General features: G+C 55.3%; 12 protein-coding genes. 9 read left to right on the top strand and 3 right to left on the bottom strand.

What is annotated here, in order from left to right; translation table 11 throughout:
• Positions 1 to 4: 4 nt before the first annotated feature.
• Complete coding sequence (locus A3841_RS19370) at positions 5 to 3325, bottom strand: PAS domain S-box protein (RefSeq protein WP_139308025.1); 3321 nt, start codon at positions 3323 to 3325, stop codon at positions 5 to 7.
• A 331-nt stretch (positions 3326 to 3656) separates the two neighbouring features.
• Here A3841_RS19370 and A3841_RS19365 point away from each other — a divergent pair, with 331 nt between their 5' ends.
• A complete protein-coding gene (locus tag A3841_RS19365) occupies positions 3657 to 5891 on the top strand; it encodes a heavy metal translocating P-type ATPase (RefSeq protein WP_083610461.1) in 2235 nt (744 codons plus the stop codon).
• Between the two features lie 112 nt (positions 5892 to 6003).
• Positions 6004 to 6213, top strand: coding sequence for a heavy-metal-associated domain-containing protein (locus tag A3841_RS19360; protein WP_073855055.1), 210 nt, complete (start codon positions 6004 to 6006; stop codon positions 6211 to 6213).
• Positions 6214 to 6425: 212 nt separating this feature from the next.
• On the opposite strand, the gene A3841_RS19355 is transcribed toward A3841_RS19360, so the two are convergent.
• Both A3841_RS19355 and A3841_RS19350 read right to left on the bottom strand, forming a co-directional pair.
• On the bottom strand, positions 6426 to 7454 hold the full coding sequence (locus tag A3841_RS19355; protein ID WP_073855053.1) for a PorP/SprF family type IX secretion system membrane protein: 1029 nt from the start codon (positions 7452 to 7454) through the stop codon (positions 6426 to 6428).
• Between the two features lie 8 nt (positions 7455 to 7462).
• The gene (locus A3841_RS19350; protein WP_083610451.1) at positions 7463 to 13324 is read right to left on the bottom strand and encodes a gliding motility-associated C-terminal domain-containing protein; all 5862 of its coding nucleotides are present in this window, start codon (positions 13322 to 13324) and stop codon (positions 7463 to 7465) included.
• 1049 nt (positions 13325 to 14373) lie between these two features.
• Here A3841_RS19350 and A3841_RS19345 point away from each other — a divergent pair.
• The 7 genes from A3841_RS19345 to A3841_RS19320 all read left to right on the top strand — a co-directional run bounded on the left by A3841_RS19345 (position 14374) and on the right by A3841_RS19320 (position 20898).
• A complete protein-coding gene (locus tag A3841_RS19345; RefSeq protein WP_073855049.1) occupies positions 14374 to 15768 on the top strand; it encodes an undecaprenyl-phosphate glucose phosphotransferase in 1395 nt (464 codons plus the stop codon).
• Entirely contained in the window at positions 15758 to 16576 is an 819-nt protein-coding gene (locus tag A3841_RS19340; protein ID WP_073855047.1) for a WecB/TagA/CpsF family glycosyltransferase, read from the top strand. The genes A3841_RS19345 and A3841_RS19340 overlap by 11 nt, the downstream gene beginning before the upstream one ends.
• A gap of 12 nt (positions 16577 to 16588) precedes the next feature.
• Positions 16589 to 16885 (top strand): hypothetical protein, encoded by a 297-nt coding sequence (locus A3841_RS20120; protein WP_139308024.1) that lies wholly within the window; start codon positions 16589 to 16591, stop codon positions 16883 to 16885.
• A 78-nt stretch (positions 16886 to 16963) separates the two neighbouring features.
• Positions 16964 to 17767, top strand: coding sequence for a glucose-1-phosphate cytidylyltransferase (gene rfbF / locus A3841_RS19335; protein ID WP_073855045.1), 804 nt, complete (start codon positions 16964 to 16966; stop codon positions 17765 to 17767).
• A gap of 63 nt (positions 17768 to 17830) precedes the next feature.
• On the top strand, positions 17831 to 18916 hold the full coding sequence (locus A3841_RS19330; RefSeq protein ID WP_073855043.1) for an NAD-dependent epimerase/dehydratase family protein: 1086 nt from the start codon (positions 17831 to 17833) through the stop codon (positions 18914 to 18916).
• 10 nt (positions 18917 to 18926) lie between these two features.
• Entirely contained in the window at positions 18927 to 19490 is a 564-nt protein-coding gene (gene rfbC / locus A3841_RS19325) for a dTDP-4-dehydrorhamnose 3,5-epimerase (protein ID WP_073855041.1), read from the top strand.
• Positions 19491 to 19536: 46 nt separating this feature from the next.
• Positions 19537 to 20898, top strand: a complete 1362-nt coding sequence (locus A3841_RS19320; protein ID WP_073855039.1) for an NAD(P)H-dependent oxidoreductase — start codon at positions 19537 to 19539, stop codon at positions 20896 to 20898.
• Positions 20899 to 20902: the final 4 nt, after the last annotated feature.

Raw genomic sequence — 20902 nt, 5'->3', positions numbered from 1 at the left:
TGATTTATATATAGATCTTAAACGTAGTGCCTTCACCTACCCGGCTGTCTACCTCAATTTTACCGCCCAGTAGATCCACCTGGGTTTTTACAAGGTGCAACCCCAGGCCCCTGCCCTCAATGTGCTGATGAAAGCGTTTGTAGAGGCCGAAAAGCTTGCCTTTTACCTTTGAAAGATCAATCCCCAGTCCATTGTCGGAGATTTCGATGCAAATATAATCCTTTTGTTTATAAGTTCTTATACAAATCTCAGGCTTCCGCTGCGGATCCCGGTACTTCAGCGCGTTCGTCAGCAGGTTTTGGAAAACACTATGGATGTAGCTCCTCAGCGATAGGATGGAGGGGGCGTGGCTGAAATCGTATGCAACGATGGCCTGGGTGCTTTCCAGCTCGATGGATATACTTTTGAGGATGTCCTGGAGCAGTTCCTCGAAGCAAACCTGCTCCGAAACATTCAGAATCTGGCCGCGCACGGTCAGGATATGGTTCAGGTCGCGGATGGTGTTGTCCAGGTGCCGCGCCGACTGGCCCAGGTTGTCTATAATGTGCTTGTTCAAGTCCGCCTCCGGCCGCGCGCGGTCGTAGATGCTGGTAAGGCCCATGATGTTGGCGATGGGCGCACGCAGGTTGTGCGACACGATGTAGGCGAACTGCTGCAGGTTCTGGTTCTGCACCTGCAGCTGCTCCGTGAGCAGGGTGCGCTTGGCTTCCTCCTGCTTGCGGTCGGTAATGTCTGCCGCCGAGACGTCGATGCGCAGCACTTCCCGGTTCTTGCCTAGCATGGGCGACATCCGCAGCAGCACCCACTTCTGCCTGCCGTCGCGGGTGATGATGCGTATCTCCTGCTGTGTCTTCTTGCCCTGCTGCACCTCCTCCTGCAGCCGCTCCTGCAGCAAAGGCAGATCATCTTTATGCACTACCTCCGGCCACAGGTGCTGCTGCGTAAAGTCTTTCTCGGTGTAGCCCGTTATCTCGCCACATTGCGGGCTGATGTAGGAAACACGCATTTGTGCATCGGCAGAAAGTATGATTTCCGGGATGTTCTCAATCGTAGACTGGAAGCGGTCCTTGGCCTCGCTGATCTCCTGCTCCCTTGCCTTGTGCTCGGTTATGTCCTGGGTAGTGCCGAGCACTTTGACTACCTGGCCCTCATAGTTCAGCAGGGGCTCCATGGTCTGGTGCAGGTATTTCTCAGAGCCATCCCGCAGCCGGATGCGGTGCTCCGTGGATACGATCGTTTTCTCCTCCAGCATGCGCTCGTAGTCCTGCAGCGCACTGTCCCTGTCTTCGGGGTGGAAAAAGGCCTGCAGGCTGTTAAACGTGACTGAGAAGGACTCAGGGGAGACGCCGTAGATGGTGTACAGGTTGTCAGAGATGCTCAGGCTGTCGCGCAGCAGGTCATACTCCCAGCTGCCGATCCTGGCCAGGTTCTGCGCGCGTGCCAGCTGCGCCTCGCTGTTCTTAATGGCACTGATGATGTTCCGCTGCTCGGAGATATCGTGAATACTCAGGGCCACGGAGATAACCTGCCGGTCATGGGTGAGCACCGGGCGGAAGGCTACCTCAAACCACAGCTCACCGCAACCGGTTTCGTACTGTGTTGGCTTGCCTTGCAGCGCCCGCGCGTGGCTTTCGATCAGGGTTGCCCTCTCTTCCTCAGTGGTAAGGTCCAGCATGTTCTGGCCCGGTTGCAGTTCCTTTAGCGCCAGCTTCCTCACCTCCTCGGCGGCCACGGCGTTATAAAGCAGTACGTTCAGATCCTTGTCCAGCAGGTAAATGGCCTGGGGCGAGCTGTCGAGCAGGGCGCGCAGGTTCGCCTCACTGGCCACCAGCTTCTCCTGTGCCTCTTTCTGGTCTGTTATATCGATGAAAGTGCCGTTGTAGAGCATGATGCCGTCTTTGTTGGAGGAAGGCAGGCCGTGGCCGCGAATCCAGGTCCACTTCCGCCTGGCTTTGTTCCAGATGCGCAGGTCCTGTACCCAGGGGAGAAAGCTTGCGGTGGCGGCGGCTATACTTTGCCCCACCTCGTCCAGGTCATGTGGGTGCACGGCTTCGAAAAGAACGTTCGGGTTGCTGTATACTTCCTCCGGCGTCACGCCAAAAAGGCCTGTTATGCCATCGCTCACAAACGGGAAGGTCATTTTGCTTCCCCCCTCCACCTGGAATTGGTACACGGCGCCCGGTATGCTGGAGCTTACCTCACGCAGCTGCTTCTCGCTCTTTGCCAGGGTCGCAATAAACTCCTCCTGCTTCTGTATGTTCTCAGAGGTAACGAGCCGTGGGTACACGCCTTTCTTTGCCTTGAACGCATGAGACCGCAGCAAAACCCGGAATACGGAGCCATCCTTGCGCATGTGCTTCACCCCCACGTTGTTATCGTCAGCAGCTTTGTCCATGCGGCTGATGCGGTTTCTGACCGCCTCCTTTTCCTCCTCGGGCAGGATGTCGAAAACGGTAAGCTGCAGAAACTCCTCCTGCGTGAACCCATACTCCTGTACCGCAGCCTCATTCACTTCCAGAAATCTGAACGTATGCTGATCATACACGAACATCGGGATCGGGTTCTGCTCGAAGAGGCGCTTGAAGTGTCGCTGGGTGAACCTCAGGTTCTGCTGCAGCGCCTCCCGCTCCTTTATCTCTTTGTTGAGGCGTTGGTTTTCGTGCTGCAGGCGCTTTGTTATCTGGTTAAAGGCAAAGGAGGCCCAAAGTATGAACGGCACTACCAGCAGCAGCAGGAGAGTGTAATCATCCACCAGGTTCGAGAAGGCGGGGGAAAATTGATTGGTATAGGCGCGCGCCGCGTTGGTCAGCTCGTTGTTGAGGCTAATGAGATGGGCCTGGTGTTGGGCGTAAAAGGGTGCCAGCTGGGTAACCTCATAACCTAGCGCTGCCGCCCTTTGCCTATTATTGGATAGCCGGAGGAGGCTGTCCACGTGGGTGTGATAGCTTTTCAGGTCGGTACTCAGGTTATGAAGAATCTGCAGGTGCCCGCGCCCTTCCAGCAACTGATGCAGTTCCTGAATGGTAGCCTCATTGGCTTTGTAGGCCTGAGAAAGTTCACCCCGCAAGCTGTCTTTCTCAGCCTTGCTTTCAGCCGTAATGTGGGCTCTCACTAAAGCCTGCGTTCGTTCCTTGTTCTGGAAGAGTTTGTTTACCAGGTCCAGCCGTTGGTAGGAGTGTTGCATGCTGGACGTATACTTGCCCTGGACCTCCCTGGTCTGTATATAAAAGAACGCGCAAACCAGCAGCACGGCAGCCAGCATGCTCAGGAAAGAAATACCAATATACCGTATAACGCGATTATACTCCTGTTGTGTATCCTTCACTTCCAAATAACCTGTCTTCGTCAGTAGTGCTAAAGGTGTCTTGTATTAAATATCTGCAAGAAATATTCAACTTTTAAAAATAAGGATATATAAAGGGATTGCAAGGCCAATTCCTATAAACATATATTATTGATTATTTTTCTCCGAGGAGTATAATTGGTGTTAGGCCATTTTACAGTGGCCATACTTTTTTAAGTACAACTTGTCCGTGGGTGCAGGTTTAAACAGGCAGAAGCGGAAAGCGTGAAAACTTGCAAGGCTTCGCAAGAATTGTGTAACACAACGGCGGGTTGGAAGGCGTATGTTTGTAACAGATATAATGATGAAAGAAATGGCAACTGTAAAAGATAGAAAGCTTACCAAAGCCACCTTTCCGGTAGAGGGCATGACCTGTGCCTCCTGCGCCAACAGTATACAAAGTATGCTGAATGCACGCGAGGGAGTGGCAGAGGCAAACGTGAACTTTGCTGGCAAGACCCTGCAGGTGGCCTACGACGAGAGTGAAGTAAACCCGGCCCAACTGCGCGAGACCGTGAAGGAGATCGGCTTTGATATCCTGATCGAGGATACCACACAGGAAGAGTTGGAGGAGCGGCAGGCAAACGCACTGGCTGCCCTGAAGCGCAAAACCATCATCGCCGGCGTGCTGGCTTTTCCGGTGTTTGTACTGGGCATGTTCTTCCACGACACCTTCGCCTGGGGCAACTGGGCCATGCTCATACTTACCACGCCGATTTTGCTATGGGCGGGGCAGCGCTTTTTCACCGGCGCCTGGGCACAGGCCAAGCACGGCCGCGCCAACATGGACACGCTGGTGGCGCTGAGCACGGGCATTGCTTTTATTTTCAGCGTTTTCAACACGGTTTACCCGGAGTTCTTCCTGGATAGGGGGCTGATGCCGCACGTCTACTTCGAGGCGGTGGCTGTGATTATCGCGTTTATACTTCTGGGCAAGTACCTGGAGGAGGGCGCCAAGGACCGCAGCTCATCGGCTATTAAAAAGCTGATGGGCCTGCAGCCCAAAACCGTGCGGGTGCTGCGCAGCGGCACCGAGATGGAGCTGAAGATTGAGGAAGTACAGCTAGGGGACCGCGTCGTGCTGCTGCCTGGTGAGCGCGTGCCCGTGGATGGAGAGGTAGCCTCCGGTACAACGTATGTGGATGAAAGTATGCTGAGCGGGGAGCCGCTGCCGGTACAGAAGAATCCGGGCGATCTGCTTTATGCCGGTACCATTAACCAGAAGGGCAGTGTGCAACTGATTGCGCAGAAAACAGGTGGCGAAACCATGCTGGCCCACATCATCAGACTGGTGCAGGAGGCGCAGGGCAGCAAAGCCCCGGTGCAGAAGCTGGTGGATAAGATCGCAGGTATCTTTGTACCTATCGTGCTGGTGATCGCCCTGCTTACCTTTGCCGCCTGGCTGGTGTTCGGGGGCGAGGCTTACCTGACCGAGGCGCTGCTCTCTACTATCTCGGTGCTCGTTATTGCCTGTCCGTGTGCGTTGGGCCTGGCTACGCCCACGGCGATTATGGTGGGCGTGGGACGTGGTGCCGAGAACGGCATTCTGATTAAAGACGCTGAGAGCCTGGAGCACGCGCATAAGGTGAACGCTGTTATACTTGACAAGACCGGTACCATCACCCTGGGCAAGCCCTCTGTGACGGATGTGGTATGGGCGCAGGATACGCCGGAGCAGGCGCAACTCGAAACCCTGTTCTTCTCCATGGAGGCACAGTCGGAGCACCCCATCGCCCAGGCGATTTATACTTTCTACAAGGAGCAGGGGCAGCAGGCCGTGCAGCCGGATACATTCAACAGTCTGACGGGTTTGGGGATTGAGGCCACTTTTGACGGCACCCGCTACCTGGCCGGAAATGAGAAGCTGCTACGTCAGCAGGACGTACAGCTGCCGGAGCACTTGCTGCAGGCGGCGCGGCAACTGCAGGAGGATGCTAAGACCGCTATCTTCTTTGCCAACTCGGAACAGGCGCTGGCCGTGTTTGCCGTAAGCGACCCGATTAAGCCTGCCGCCGCCGAAGGCATCAAAGCCCTGCACGAGGCGGGGCTAGAAGTATACATGCTCACAGGCGATAACAGGCAAACCGCCGAGGCCGTAGCCAGGCAAGTGGGCATCGATCATTTCCAGGCGGAGCTCCTGGCAACGGACAAATCTGATTTTGTGAAAAAACTGCAAGGTGAAGGCAAGGTAGTGGCCATGGTGGGCGACGGTATAAACGATGCACAAGCCCTTGCCACTGCCGACGTAAGTATAGCCATGGGGCAGGGCACAGATATTGCCATGGAAGTGGCCGGCATCACGCTCATGCGCTCCGACCTGACGCAGGTAGCCAAAGCCGTGAAACTGTCGCGGGCCACGGTGCAGACGATCCACCAGAACCTGTTCTGGGCCTTCTTCTACAACGTGATCTGTATTCCGGTGGCAGCGGGTGTGCTGTTTCCGTTCACTGGCTTCCTACTGAGCCCGATGATCGCGGGCGCGGCCATGGCCCTGAGTTCGGTATCGGTGGTGACCAACAGCCTGAGGCTGCGAGCCAAGAAATTATAAACGTTAGAGAGTATAGAACTTATACTTCGGTGGTGTGAACTTTCAACTCGCACCGCTGCCTTTACAAGTGTAAAGTGTAATTAATATGTTAAATCAATAAATAAGAATTAGTATGGAAACCTATAAATTCAAGACCAACATCAACTGCGGAAACTGTGTAAAAGCTGTAACCCCACACCTGAACAAGCTGGAAGGCGTGCAGGAGTGGAAAGTGGACACCGAAAACCCAGACAAGGTACTGGAAGTAAAAGCAGATTCTGCCAATGCTGAGACGATCAAGAACACGGTGCAGAAGGCCGGTTTTGAGGCGGAGCAGATCTAGACAAGTATAAAGTTAAAGCTGTAGGAGAGGGCTGATTGGTATTTTACCTGTCAGCCCTTTTCTGTTTGTGATACGTATCGCGTAGGGCGTTGGAAGTGGGGGAGGAGCCGGGCAGAGACTTTTTTTATACTTTGCCATCAGCCTAAAAAGAAAAGGGCAGCTAAAATAGCTACCCCGTTTCTGTACTCTCAAACTAAACCATTATTTAATATCTACCAGGCCCATTCCGGGCAAATGACCTTGCGTGTGTTGCGCAGCTTAAACCCAAGCACCACCTCGTGGCTTCCGGCGCTAGCCTGCCCCAGCGGGGAGGTGGTGGCGTCGTAAGAGTAAGCCAGATCCAGCAGGTGGCTGATGTTGATGCCCGCCATGGCCGCCACCGACTCTTCGTGGCGGTACGTAACGCCGGCCCAGAGCCTATCGCCATAAACAACCTTCATCGTGGCATCCACCGACGCGGGGCTGGGCTGCGCCATTTTCACCATCACCGATGGGATTAGCGAAATGTAGGGGGCCACATCCAGGCGGTAGCCACCCGTGACGTAGTAGTGCTGCTGCAGTGCGCCGTCGTTGTCGGATGGGGTGTTGTCGGTGAGGAGCTGGCGCTTGCTGGGCACCAGCTGCGCCCCGGCCACCCCTGCGTAAAAGTTGCGCGAGTAAAGCCACAGCCCCATGCTCAGGTCGAACTTCACCTCGTTGGCCCGACCGTCGTAGATGGCGGGGTCGTGGAGGCTGTTGTTGGCCAGCTTCACCTTCGCAGGGTCCAGGCTGTACTGGATGATGCCCGGTTGCACACCCGCCGACACCTTCAGGGTGCGTGTGATGGGCTGGTGGTAAGCATAGCTGGCCGACACGCTGCCGCGCTTCAGCGGCCCCGTCTCCGTAGACATCGCCATTAAACCAAACCCATGGTGCGAGCGGGACCTGCGGTATATGTTCGAGGGTTTCATACTTGCCTCCTTGGCCAGTCCGCCAGTGCGCCTGCCCTGGTATGCGCCGCCGCTGGAGGGCTTGTTGATCGGCATGTGCAACGTTACATAGTAGGACTGCGGCGCTCCCTCCAGCCCCGACCATTGGTGGCGCGTGCCCAGTTTCAGGTCCGCGTAATCCTCTATACCCGTGATGGCGGGGTTAGCGAGGTAATTATTCAAGGTATATTGTGTGTACTGAGGCCGCTGCTGGGCAAAAGCACTGCCAGCCGCCACCAGACACATCACTCCCAGGGCTAAAAGTTTGTTCATAGAATGGCTTATTTAACGATGGTCACACTGCCGGTTAAGGGCTTTTCGTTCTGGTCTAATTTTATGATGTAGTAATAAGTGGCCATGGGTAGCGGCTTGCCGTTCTGGCGTCCGTCCCACGGTTGCTTGTACCCGTCGGAGTTGAACACCAGGCTGCCCCACTGGTTATAGATCTGCACCTTGCAGTTGCCGTACTTCCCGATGTTCTCAATCTCCCAGGTGTCGTTGATGCCGTCCTGGTTTGGCGTGAACGTGTTCGGGATATCGACGAACGGCAGCACAACCACCACCACCTCGTCAGTAAAGGTACAGCCGCCCTCGGTAGTGGCCGTCACGGTATATACTGTGGTCTTCTCCGGCGTCACCGTCGGGTTGGCGATGTTGGGGTTGTCCATGCCTTCGGCCGGGGACCAGCTGTAGGTAAGGCCGCCACTGGCGCGCAGCTGCGTTCCCCTGCCGCTCACCACCGTCACGTCCGGTCCGGCGCTAAGCTCCGGCTCCGATACTTTCACCGTTACCGGCAGGCGCTTGCTGGCGCAACGCTGCACCTCCTGCACATAGAAAGTGGTGGTGTGGAGGAGCGCCGGTGTTTTGAAGGTGCTGCCTGTGGCAAGCAGCGTTCCGCCCGCTGCGCTGGCGTACCACTCCAGCCTACCGCCTTTGCCTGTGGCCGTTAGCGTGGTGCTCAGGCCGGCGCAGATGCTGGCTCCCTGCGCCACCGGCATATCCGGCAGCGGGGTTACCCGCACCTCCACCGCGTTGCTGGTCAAAGAGCCGCAGGAGGCGGATGTTACCACACGGCGGAACCAGGTGTTCTCGGTGAGCGGGTAAGGCGTGTAATCCTTTCTGTCGTTCTGGCCCGGGGCCGGAGTATAGATGCCCTCGCGGGAAGTGCTTTGCTCCCACAGGTAAGCAGGCTTGCCGCTGCCTCCGGCGGGTTCAGAGCCTGCCAGGGTAGCCGGTGCCTCCCCGGAACAAACCGTCTGCGTGCCCGACAGCACCACGTTGTTGCTCAGCGCCGGCTTGACCGTGATCAGGATCGGGTTGCTGACGTCGGTGTAGGAGCCGGAGGTGGCCACGCGGCGGAACCAGGAATCCTGGCTTACCGGGCCGGGCTGGAAGCCCTGGCCATCGTTCGGGGAGCCGTTGTAGCCCTGCGCCGTCACAAAGCCTGTTTTGTCGCCTTTCACACTGCTCTCCCAGCGGTAGTTGAAGTTGCCTTCGCCGCCCTTGGGCAAGCCGCCTTCCAGTCGCTCCGGCACGCTGCCGATGCAGATGGTCTGGTCCGACTTGATCACGTTATTGGCGATCTCGGCGATCACGGTAATCTGAATCTCATTGGAGATCACCTCGCAGCCACCGGATAGCACCACACGGCGGTACCAGGTGTCTTTGTACAGGCCCCTCGGGAAAGTATAGTCGGCGCTCAGGTTGTTGCCTTCGGCTGGAGCAAAGTTTACCCCATCCGTGCTGAACTCCCAGCGGTAGCTATACTTGCCGTTGCCTCCTTTTATTGGAGCCGTGTTGAGGCCGGTGAGCGTGGCGGGCTTGGTGCCGGCGTAGATGCTTTGGGAGGCCTTGATGTTATAGTTCTCAATGGCAGGGTTCACGGTAACTTTCACCGGCTCAGAGAAGCTGGTGCAGCCGCCGGAGGTTACCTTGCGCCGGAACAGCGTAGTTCTACTCAGGTTGCCTGGCTGGTAGCTACCGTCGGCGCGGGTGTTGTTGCCCGGTGCCGGCATAAAGTTGGCGTCTCCCTCCAGTTTATACTCCCAGGCATAGCTGTACTTGCCTGCTTCGCCGCCGGTGGTAGGGGTGAGGCTGGTAAGCAGGGTAGGAGTGCCGCCCTGGCATACTTCCTGATCGCCCGCAATCATGTTCAGGAGCTTCGGATTTACCGTAACCGTTGCCGGATCACTGGTGCTCACGGTGCAGGAGCCGGAGAGTACGACTCTTCTGAAAGTGGTGGTCTCGGTCAGGTTGCGGGCTGTCCAGTCTTTGGTGCTGGTGCCGCGGCTGTTCGGAATCTCGCGGTACTCACCGCCTGTTGTCTTTGATTCCCAGTAAAAAGTATAACTGTCGGCTCCGTAGCCTCCCTCAGGCAACTGACCGGAAAGTATGGCTGCGTCGCCCTCGCAAACGGTTTGGGTGCCGGTGATCAGGTTTTTGCTGATCGGAGGCATTACCCGAATCAGGATGGTATTGCTGGTAACCGCCTGGCAGGAGCCCGACTGTACCACGCGCTTGTACCAGGTATTGCCGGTAAGCGGAGCAGTAGGCTGGTAGCTGGCCGTGTTGCTGTTCTCGATCTTTGTGAAGTTGGCATTGTCCGAGCTTACGTACCAGGTATAGGTATAAGGCGCTGTGCCTCCTGCCAATACACCCTGTATCTCCTCCGGCACCTGGCCATGGCAGATGGTGGGCACCTCGCGCAGTTCGTTTTTGGTGATGGCCGGAATCACGTTTACCTTCACCGCCTCAGACACCAGCATACAGCCGTCGGAGTATACCACGCGCTTAAACCAGGTGGGCAATAAGAGCCCCTCCTGCGACTGGTATACTTTGCCCGTGGCACCCGGTATGTTGGTGAAGGTTGTGCCGTTGAGGCTGCTCATCCACTGGTACGTGTAAGTGCCCGCCCCGCTGCCGCCAATTGGCTCGGTGCCGGTTATACTTAGCGGCGCGCTGGCGCAAATTATCTCCGGTGCCGTGATGGTGTTGTTGTCAAGTATAGGGTTCACCGTTACCTGCACCTGGGTGCGTGGCCCGGCGCAGTTACCGATTACCGCCTCAGCGTAAAAAGTAGTGGTTTTCTCAACAGTGGGCTCGTATACTTTGGCACCCTCTTTTACCAGCAGGTTGCCGCTGGCGTCGTACCAGTTAAACTTGCTGGCGGCACCTTGCGCCACCAGCGTGGCTTTGCCCGCGCCGCAGATGAGGACCGGGGCAACCACCGGCGCAGCGATCTCCGGACGCACGATCACCGTGACGCGGGTGCGCGGGCTGGCGCACTGGTTCTCGCCCACATGCTCGGCATAGAAATCGGTAGTTTGGGTAAGCTGGCCGGTTTCGAAACCTGTTCCGGCTGGGGTAGTGCCCAGTAGCTTGCCGCCGTTCAGTTGGTCGTACCAGTTGATGGAGCCTGTCTGCACCTCCGCCTGAAGTATGGTTTGGGTGTTAAAGCAGATGTCTTTTATACCTGCAACCACAGGCGCGGCTGGCAGCGGTCTAACGGTTACCTGCATCTCGTCCGTCGTGAAGCAGGTGCCGGTGTACACGGTGTAGGTTAAGGTATAAGTGCCTGCTTCGGCTGGCGTGAAGGTGCCGTCTACTGAAACATACTTCGAGCCGCTCCATTTGCCGCCTGCAGGGCTGGCACCAAGTATAAACTTGCCTGAGTTCAGGCAGACTTCCATTGCTTTCTGCTCTACTGCCGCCTGCGCCACATCGGTCACGTGCACTGTCATCTGGTCGGAGTTGGTACAGCCTTTGGCGTCGGTGTAAGTATACGTCAGCACAAAGGAGCCCCTGCCGTTCGGGATGAAGACGCCCTCAGCGCTCACGTGCTCGCCACTCCACACGCCTCCGGCCGGGCTGGCCTTCAGGGGCAGTGGGGTAGGGTCGTCGCAGACGGTCAGGTCCGGGCCGGCATTTACCTCTGGCAGCGGATTAACGGTTACGGTAACAGTAGCCGTGCTGCTGCAGCCGGTGGCGCTGTTATAGCCGGTTACGGTGTAGGTGGTCGTTTCGGCAGGAGAAGCCGTAACCTCTGCCCCGGATGTGGCGCTCAGGCCGGTGGCCGGCGCCCAGGTATAAGAATCGGCGCCTGTGGCGGTAAGTAGGGCCGTGCCCTGGCCCAGGCAGATTTCCTGTGCCGTGGCCGTGATTTCTACTACTGGAAGCGGGTTCACCTCCACGGTAAAGGTAGTGGTGCTGGTGCAGCCTGTTACCGAGTTGATGCCGGTGATAGTATAGGTTGTGGTCTCTGTTGGGTTGGCGGTTACGGTACTGCCGGTCGTGGCGCTCAGGCCCGTGGCAGGCGCCCAGGTATAGGTATCCGCACCTTCCACGCTGAGGGTAGTGCTACCGCCGATACAAAGTGCCGGAGCAGCGGATGTTACCTTGAGTTCAGGCAGTGGGTTGATCACCACCTGCTGCGTTGCCGCCTCAGAATCACCGCACTCGTTGGTGGCCATCACATTAACAGTGTAGGTGCCCGATTCAGTGAAATTTATACTTGGATAGGCCGATCCCGCGTCAGATCCGTCTGCAAAAGAGACGCCGCCGGGCCCCGTAACCACCCAGTTATACTTGCTGATGGTACCAAACTGCGCGTCGTACACGGGTGTGTGGGCGGCGTTTTCTGAGGTAAAGGCAACTGTCTGCGGACCGCAGTATACTTGCTGTGCCGGCAGCTGCACCTGTGGCTTGTCTTGTATCGTGATGGTTGTCTCCTTCAGGGAGGTCTGGCAACTGTTGCTCGCTGTGAGCGCGATGGTATATGTGCCGGACTTGGTAAACCGGAAGGCGGCGTCTTTCGCGTTTGCGCTGGTACCTTGGGTAAACTCCCATCCCTCGGCGGGGCTTACACGCCAGGTATAGTTAGCCTGGGCTCCGGTGGAGGTGTTGATGGCTTCAAAAACGGCCGGCAGGCAGGTGTTGTCCCCACGCAGGGTAAAGTCGGCCACCGGGGGCTCCTCTATCGTTATCGTTTTCTCAATGGTGCTGGATGTACACTTGGTGTTCAGGCCAGTGGGAGTGGCGGTCATCCGGATGAGGTAGGTGCCTGGCTGGGTAAACTTCACCGACGGGCTCTTCGTCTTGTTGTTGCCCGTGGTGTACGCCCATCCCTGAGCCGGGAGAATCTCCCAGTCCACCACATAGCTGCCGGCGTTGGTGCCGTTGCTGGCGTTGGCGTTAAAGCCCTCTATAGTTTTGTCCGTTAATTTGATAGGCGCGTTCAGGCAGGCCGTGCCAAAGGCAAAGTCAGCGATAGGACCCTTGGATACCTTGATGCCGCCTACAGTGGCGGGGGTGGTGCCGCAGGGGTTGGTGGCGGTAGCGGTAAGCGTAAAGGCACGCCCCGGCTTGTTCATCGACGACTCTGTGAATGTATGCTCAATGGTGAAAGGCAGGTTGGCGTGCGTAAACGTCATCGGGGCCGAGCCGTCATCGAACTGGAAAGTATAAACCGTTTGCGGGGAGTTATACTTGGTGATCTCTTTGTCGATGTCGAAGATGAACGTGGCGGGGGAGCAGTCGTTGGTGTTGCCCCGGCTGGAAATGCCCAAGCTGGGGTTACTGCCGATGAAAACGCGCTCCTCGTGGGTGCTGCTGCAGCCATGGGCATCATAAGCCGTAACCAGCAGGCGGAAAGAGCCCCCTGATCGATACGTATGGGTGGCGGTCTCAAATCCTGAGCCCAGGGAGGTGGTGTTGCCATCGCCCCAGTTTATCTCGTAGCGGGTATTTGTTGCCTTGGTGGTGGAAGCATTCTCAATGGTAAGCTCGAAGGTGGCCACGTTGCCCGCGTAACTACAGGAGGTGAAGAAGGTCATCGGGTCCACCACGGTGGCATCCGGGCCGTTTGCTACGACCACTTCTTCTGAGGTGCCCTCACAACCATCCGCTTGCAAGGTTTTTACGGTGTAAGTGCCGATTTTTGAGACGGTTATACTTTGCGTAGTAGCGCCATTAGACCACAGGTAGGACGCTGCCTCACTTGCGGAAAGAACAACTTGGCCTTCCTTGCAAAGGCTGCCGGAAGTAGAAACAGTGGGAGTACAGGTTTGGGCGTAGGCTACGTTTGAGAAGGCACTCCAAAGCTGCAGCAGTAGCAGACATAAAATGCCTTGGGCAGGGAATCGCATATACTTTGGCTGTAAATTTTCTTTATATAGTTCTGTTTTTAATGCTACATCTGTTTTTAAAGTCCCGCAAGTGGCCTAACCCGTTTCTGCTGTACCTCACCTAAGCTCCGTCGGATACTTTATAAAAGCCTGTAAACCGTTGCCTGCTTCGCCTTTGGTGCTTCAGGTATAAATCCAAAAGAAATTGTGGCAGGTATTCAAAGGGTAAGTGCATTTTGAAGGGCTAAAGTTCAAAGAATGGGTGCTTTTTTTGAAAATACTTATTGCTTCACGAAACCTTCTCTTTTTGCATTCCGTATATAGCTGATTTTTTGAGCTTTAGGAAAATATGATCTGCGGGAAGGGAAGAGAAGGGATTTGGCCCAGTTTTTTGTAGTGCACCACGGTAATGGGATGTACTGGCTGTAGCTTCCTGTAACACGGCTATTGCACTCTTTCCTGTTGCGGCGAGTTCCGTTTCGACTGTTGCTTCACAGAAAAAGTTTTACTTCCGATATATACCACTATTATTGATTTGGTTTATATAATTATTGAAAAAATTATAATATATGGTTCAGCGGGTGCGCCTTCGCTACAACCATACCCCCACCTCGGCTTATTATAGCAGCCTCCCCTGCATATATTAATTATGTCATATATCTCCTTGAAAGCAATTTTTAGTAATGCCAACAGCTAAATAGCTAGGGTATAGGGTTATAGATTAAAATAGCCCTTTTTTAATATATAGATATCGGAATTAAGGTATATTATTAAATCGTTCTTTTTTAATAGAACTTGATAAAATCATAAACCTTCCCGTGGATAAGGTCGTATTTCTCACTAAACACACAAGACCTATGGCTGCAGCTTGAATGCTACGGTTAATAAGACGAAAAACTGAATCCCTGACAAAGGTTCGGTAGAAGCCGGAGACGCCGGGCTCGCTTTACAACTGTTATAAGTATAAAGGCACAGCGATTAGACCTGAAAAGGTAGTTTGTGAAGATGGTAGGTGTGAGGCAGTGTAGAATTCCAAAGTTTACTTATGACCCCAAAACGTACGCAACCAAATGAATAAATATAGACATTACTACAGCTTTAACAGGGTGCTTCTGTTATTCCTTGATGTTACCCTCATCGCTTTTGCGTTCAAGTTGTCGAACCTGATCCGCTACGGCAGCCTGGAGCTCGACCACCAGTACAACATCTTCTTCGTGCTGTTCGCCCTGGTGTGGTGGATCGTGTCGGGCTTCTCGAATTTCGTGGTGAGGATCGACAGCTTCCTGCCAATAGACAAGCGCTTCAGCAACCTGATCAACGTGTTTATGATGCACGCGCTCATCCTGGCGAGCTGTATCGTTATATTTAACCTGGAGGAGCTTTCCCGACTGCTGCTGCTCTACACGTACCTGTCTACGGCCCTGCTGATCGGCTTTAGCCGCCTGATCCTGTTCCAGGTGAACCGCTACTTTACCAACTCTGATATGGCGCACACACGTTATGTTATCGTTGGTACGGGCCCTGCGGCAGCCTCCCTGCACCAGACGCTGAGCAACAACGATGAGATAGGCACCAAGTTCATGGGTTTCTTCGATGACGAGGCCGATATGAGCAACCCCTACAGCAGCCAACTGCAAGGCGGTTTGGACGACCTAAAGGATTACTGCCTGCAGCACAGCATCGACGAGATCTACTATACCAAGCCGCTGACCGATTCAGCGCAGATCAACGAGCTAACGGAGTTCGCGAACGATAACTTTATCTACCTGCGCCTTGTGCCGGACTTTAGCGCGATGGTGAAGAAGGACGTGAACGTATACTTCTACCACAACATCCCGATGCTGAGCGTGCGCAACGAACCGCTGGAGCTTGCCTCTAACCGCGTGGTGAAGCGCATCTTTGACGTGGTGTTCTCGCTGAGTGTTATACTGCTCATCTTCCCGATCCTGTTCCCCATCATCGCCCTGCTGATCAAGCTGGAGTCTAAGGGTCCGATTTTCTTTAAGCAACTGCGCCCGGGCAAAAAGAACAGGCTGTTTGTGTGCTATAAATTCCGCACCATGCGCGTGAACAATAACACAGAGCTTCAGGCCACTAAGAACGACCCGCGTATCACCCGCTTCGGTGCCATCATGCGCAAAACGAGCCTGGACGAACTGCCGCAGTTTTTCAACGTACTGCTGGGAGACATGTCAGTAGTAGGGCCGCGCCCGAACCTGGTGTCGCAGCTGGACCAGTACTCCAAAGTGATTTCCAAGTATAAAACACGCCACTTCGTAACGCCGGGCATTACGGGTTACGCCCAGGTGAGCGGCTTCCGCGGAGAGACCAAGGAAGTGCATCTGATGGAAAAGCGCGTAGAATACGATGTGATGTACATGGCCAAGTGGAGTTTGATGATGGACATGAAAATTATCTTCCTCACTGTCTGGAACATGATAAAAGGCGAAAAGAATGCTTACTGAGACGATACAAGAACTACCTGTTGCAGCCGAGCCACCCATAAAAGAGAAGCGCCAGCTTCTCGGCTCCCTTATCTCGGCCGGCTCCTTTGATGATTTCGTGAACCATGTTTTCTGGCTCACCGACCATAAAGACTCCTCCTACGTGTGCTTTACCAATGTGCACATGCTGATGGAGGCCAAGCAGGACAAGGACTTCCAAAGCCTGCTGAACAACGCTGACATCGCCTCGCCGGACGGCGGGCCGGTATCAAAGCTCATGAAACTGCTCTACGGCCAGCACCAGGACCGCGTACCAGGCATGGACCTGATGCCAAGGCTGTTGCAGGAGGCTGCGCAACGCGGGAAGTCTGTCTTTTTCTACGGCTCCACCGATCAGGTGCTGGAGGCGGTGGTGGCGAAAACGAGAACCGATTTGCCGAACCTGCGCGTGGCCGGGTACTACTCGCCGCCTTTCCGCAAGCTCACCCATATCGAAGACACGGCTATCACCAATATGATCAACGACTCCGGGGCAGACATTGTGTTTGTGGCCCTGGGATGCCCGAAGCAGGAGCGCTGGATGGCTGACCACAAGGGGCAGGTAAAGGCCTGCATGCTGGGCGTGGGGCAGGCCTACATGACCTATGCCGGGCTGGAGAAGCGCCTGCCGAAGTGGGCCCGCGACCTGAGCCTGGAGTGGACTTACCGCTTGTGGCAGGAGCCCGGCAGATTATGGAAACGTTATTTGCTTACAAACAGTAAGTTTCTGTATGAGGTGGCCAAAGTGGTGCTGTTCAGGCGCAGGCGCAACATACAACTTACCAACTAAAGTACAGGTTCTATGCTGGAGGAGCAGGATGAGATGGAGAAGGTTTATAGAGCATCATTACCGACAGAGACAGGTTTACAGCCGTTACCGGCGGGCTGTTGTACAATTTTACAGCAAGGTGAAGTGCGCCAGAAAACGGACCCAGACCTTTCCGCTCTCCTCCAAACAGGACTGCTTTACACGGTACGCCGGCATAAAAACGGCCCACGTGCGCAACTATGCCTGAGCGGCTTATACCTGAGAGCAAATTCTTCAGAAAAAGTCTATTCAAATAAATCCAAATATATGAATCTCCGTATCGATCCTTAGTGTGCTTGCCTGAGATAGTGCAAATTCTCAGAGCACGCGTTGGTACATTGTTTCACCCTTAACTCCTTTACGATAGAAATGAAAGCTGTTATACTTGCCGGCGGTTTCGGTACGAGAATTAGCGAAGAAAGCGGCGTTCGTCCGAAGCCCATGGTAGAAATTGGTGGTAAGCCAATCCTGTGGCACATCATGAAAATCTACTCCCACTACAATATCAATGAATTTGTGATCTGCTGCGGCTACAAAGGCCACATAATCAAAGAATACTTCGCCAACTATTTCCTCTACAACTCAGATGTTACCTTCGACATGCGCAGCAATGGCATGGAGGTGCACAAGAACAATACCGAATCGTGGAAAGTGACGCTGGTGGATACCGGTGAGGGGACCATGACAGGTGGACGTCTGAAGCGCGTGAAAGACTACGTGGGCGACGAAACCTTCTGCCTGACCTACGGCGACGGTGTGAGTGACGTGAACATTGCGGAGGCGGTAGAATACCACAAGGCGCAAGGAACGAAGGCTACCCTGACGGCCGTGCAGCAGCCAGGCCGTTTCGGAGCGTTCACGCTTTCCTCTGAGGCTACCCTGGTGCCGCAGTTCAAAGAGAAGCCAACAGGCGGCGACATGCCCTGGATCAACGGCGGCTTCTTTGTGCTGGAGCCAAGCGTGTTCGACTATATCGAGGATGACAGCACCATCTGGGAGCGCGGCCCGCTGGAGTCGCTGGCCGAGGAGGGAGAGCTTTCAGCTTACCGCCACCGCGGCTTCTGGCAGCCCATGGACACCCTGCGCGACAAGCATGTGCTCGAAGACCTGTGGCAGAGCGGCAAAGCCCCCTGGAACGTATGGCACAAGATGCTGTCAGGCGTGGTTAACTAAGCTGCCATACTTTTTCGTTTTAAAGAACCCAAACCCTTTTCTTACTATATACACTTCATTCAAATGAAAATACTGATAACCGGAAACATGGGCTATGTTGGCCCGGGCGTGGTAGAGCGCCTGCGTGCTGCATACCCCGAAGCTACCCTTGTAGGCTACGACATGGCCTATTTCGCCTCCTGCCTTACCAATGCTCCCATACTTCCTGAAAGCCGCCTGGATGTGCAACTTTACGGTGATGTGCGCACCATGCCAGCCGAAGTGCTGGAGGGTGTGGACGCTGTGGTGCACCTGGCTGCCATCTCCAACGACCCGATGGGCAAGAAGTATGAGGACATCACCATGGATGTGAACTACAAATCAAGTGTGCGCATTGCCGAATTGGCCAAGGCTGCCGGCGTGAAGAACTATGTGTTCGCCTCCAGCTGTAGCATGTATGGCGCAGCCTCCGAGCATGCCAAAACCGAAGATTCGGAGCTGAACCCGCTCACGGCCTATGCCCGCTCTAAAGTGGCCACCGAGAAAGAGCTGAAGCCATTGGCCGGCGACGGCTTTACTGTTACCTGCCTGCGCTTTGCCACCGCCTGCGGCATGAGCGATCGCCTGCGTCTGGACCTGGTGCTGAACGACTTCGTGGCAGGAGCCGTGGCGACGGGCAAGATCAACATCCTGAGCGACGGTACCCCTTGGCGTCCGCTGATCCACGTGCGCGACATGGCGCGCGCCATTGAGTGGGCCGTAACCCGCCAGCCTTCCAACGGCGGCGAGTACCTGGCCGTGAACACCGGTTCTAACGCGTGGAACTACCAGGTTTACGAGCTGGCCAATGCTGTGGCAGAACTGATTCCGGGTGTGGACGTGACCGTGAATACGGATGCCGCGCCGGACAAGCGCTCTTACCGCGTGAACTTCGATCTCTATAAGCAGCTGGCCCCGAACCACCAGCCCCAGTATACATTGGCGCAGGCCATAGAGGAACTGTACGTAGGGCTGAAGGCGATGGAGTTTAAGGATGGTGATTTCCGCAATTCGCTGCTGATGCGCCTGATGGTGCTGAACAGCCTGCAGGATGCCCAGAAGCTGAACGAGCAGCTGCAGTGGCAGTGCGATAGCTCCAAAGTAGCCGAAACCGAACTGGAAACCGCCTAAACCCAAGCCCATGATTTTTACAGAAACCAAGCTCAAGGGAGCATACATTATAGACGTAAAGCGCATCGAGGACGAGCGGGGCTTCTTTGGCCGCTCCTTCTGCCAGAAAGAGTTTGAAGAGTATGGCCTGACCAACGACATCCGCCAAACCAATGTCTCTTACAACAAAAAGAAAGGCACCCTGCGCGGCATGCACATGCAGCTGGCCCCGAATGAGGAGACCAAGCTGGTACGCTGCACCCGTGGCGCCATCTACGATGTGATCATCGACATGCGCCCTGACTCGGAGACCTATAAGCAGTGGATTGGCGTGGAGTTGACTGCCGACAATTACCGCATGCTGTTCGTGCCGGAAGGCTTTGCCCACGGCTTCATCACGCTGGAGGACAACACGGACGTAACGTACCAGGTAACCGAGTTCTATACTCCGGGAGCCGAGCGCGGCCTCCGCTGGAACGACCCGGCCTTCAACATCGAGTGGCCGATCGAGCCGGTCATCATTTCAGAAAAAGACCAGGCTCATCCAGACTTTGTGGAGGAGCAGGAAAAATCTAAAGGAAAGCTGCTGGTGTAATGCCGGCAGCTTTTGCTGCGTTAACCCTTAATTTTATACCTCAAAGATGATAATAGTAGATACCGCCCTGGCCAAACGCCAGGCAGAAGGCAATCCGGTACGTGTGGCCATGGTAGGAGCCGGCTTCATGGGCCGTGGCATTGCCCTTCAAATCTGTAAATATACCCAGGGCATGGAATTGGTGGCCATCTCCAACCGCACCCTGGATAAAGCCAAGCTAGCCTACAGCCAGGCTGAGATCGAGGAAGTGCAGGAGGTGACGTCTGTCACGGAACTGGAGGAGAACATTCGCCAGGGCAAGTATAGCGTGACCGAGGATGCCATGCTGTTGTGCCAGGCCGAGGGCATTGACGCCGTGATCGAGGTGACCGGCGCTGTCGAGTTCGGTACTAACGTAGCTATCACCGCTATCCAGAACGGCAAGCACATCATCATGATGAATGCCGAGGTAGACGGTACCATCGGACCGATCCTGAAAGTATACGCCGACAAAGCCGGTGTCGTGTTCACCAACGCCGATGGCGACCAGCCGGGCGTAACCATGAACCTGTACCGCTTCGTGAAGGGCCTTGGCGTGAAGCCGGTGCTGTGCGGCAATATCAAAGGTTTGCACGACCCGTACCGCAACCCAACCACGCAGGAGGGCTTTGCAAAGAAATGGGGCCAGCAGCCATCCATGGTAACCTCGTTTGCCGACGGCAGCAAAATCTCGTTTGAGCAGGCTATCATAGCCAACGGAACCGGTATGCGGGTGGCTAAGCGCGGTATGCATGGTCCAACCGTGGCAAGCGGCACATCGCTGAAAGACTGTGTGCACAACCTCTACCCGCTGGAAGATTTGACAGAAGGCCCCGGCATTGTTGATTACGTGGTGGGCGCGGAGCCAGGCCCGGGCGTGTTTGTACTGGGCACGCACGACAACCCGATTCAGCAGCACTACCTGAACCTGTACAAGCTGGGCGAAGGCCCGTTGTATCTGTTCTACACGCCGTACCACCTGTGCCATTTTGAGGTGCCGAACACCGTGGCGCGCGCCGTGCTGTTCAACGATGCCGCCCTCACGCCAATGGGAGCGCCGCAGGTAGAAGTGGTAGCCGCCGCTAAGATTGATCTTAAGGCGGGCGAAGTGATTGATGGCATCGGCCACTATATGACCTATGGCCTGTGTGAGAACGCTGACACCACTGCCGCAGAAAGACTATTGCCGATTGGTGTGGCCGAGGGCTGTGTGCTGAAGCGCGATATCCCGAAAGACCAGGTGATCACGTATGATGACGTGGTGATGCCGGAAGGACGTTTGGTAGATCAGCTGCGCGAGGAACAGGCGGCATACTTTGCCGCGACGGATGAGGCCGGTCGTGCCAATGCCCTGAAACAAATAAATACAAAAGCGGTGGCATCCGTTTAAGTTT

The sequence above is a fragment of the Pontibacter flavimaris genome (assembly GCF_001907195.1).
Classification (GTDB): Bacteria; Bacteroidota; Bacteroidia; order Cytophagales; family Hymenobacteraceae; genus Pontibacter; species Pontibacter flavimaris.
Note: the sequence above shows the minus strand (reverse complement) of the source record. Positions and strands in the feature narration are given on the sequence as shown.

Coding starts and splice junctions, on each gene's coding strand:
- rfbC (WP_073855041.1), top strand. CDS start 18,927: ATGATTTTTACAGAAACCAAGCTCAAGGGAGCATACATTATAGACGTA.
- A3841_RS19330 (WP_073855043.1), top strand. CDS start 17,831: ATGAAAATACTGATAACCGGAAACATGGGCTATGTTGGCCCGGGCGTG.
- A3841_RS19345 (WP_073855049.1), top strand. CDS start 14,374: ATGAATAAATATAGACATTACTACAGCTTTAACAGGGTGCTTCTGTTA.
- A3841_RS19355 (WP_073855053.1), bottom strand. CDS start 7,454: ATGAACAAACTTTTAGCCCTGGGAGTGATGTGTCTGGTGGCGGCTGGC.
- A3841_RS19340 (WP_073855047.1), top strand. CDS start 15,758: ATGCTTACTGAGACGATACAAGAACTACCTGTTGCAGCCGAGCCACCC.
- A3841_RS20120 (WP_139308024.1), top strand. CDS start 16,589: ATGCTGGAGGAGCAGGATGAGATGGAGAAGGTTTATAGAGCATCATTA.
- A3841_RS19365 (WP_083610461.1), top strand. CDS start 3,657: ATGGCAACTGTAAAAGATAGAAAGCTTACCAAAGCCACCTTTCCGGTA.
- A3841_RS19320 (WP_073855039.1), top strand. CDS start 19,537: ATGATAATAGTAGATACCGCCCTGGCCAAACGCCAGGCAGAAGGCAAT.
- A3841_RS19360 (WP_073855055.1), top strand. CDS start 6,004: ATGGAAACCTATAAATTCAAGACCAACATCAACTGCGGAAACTGTGTA.
- A3841_RS19350 (WP_083610451.1), bottom strand. CDS start 13,324: ATGCGATTCCCTGCCCAAGGCATTTTATGTCTGCTACTGCTGCAGCTT.
- rfbF (WP_073855045.1), top strand. CDS start 16,964: ATGAAAGCTGTTATACTTGCCGGCGGTTTCGGTACGAGAATTAGCGAA.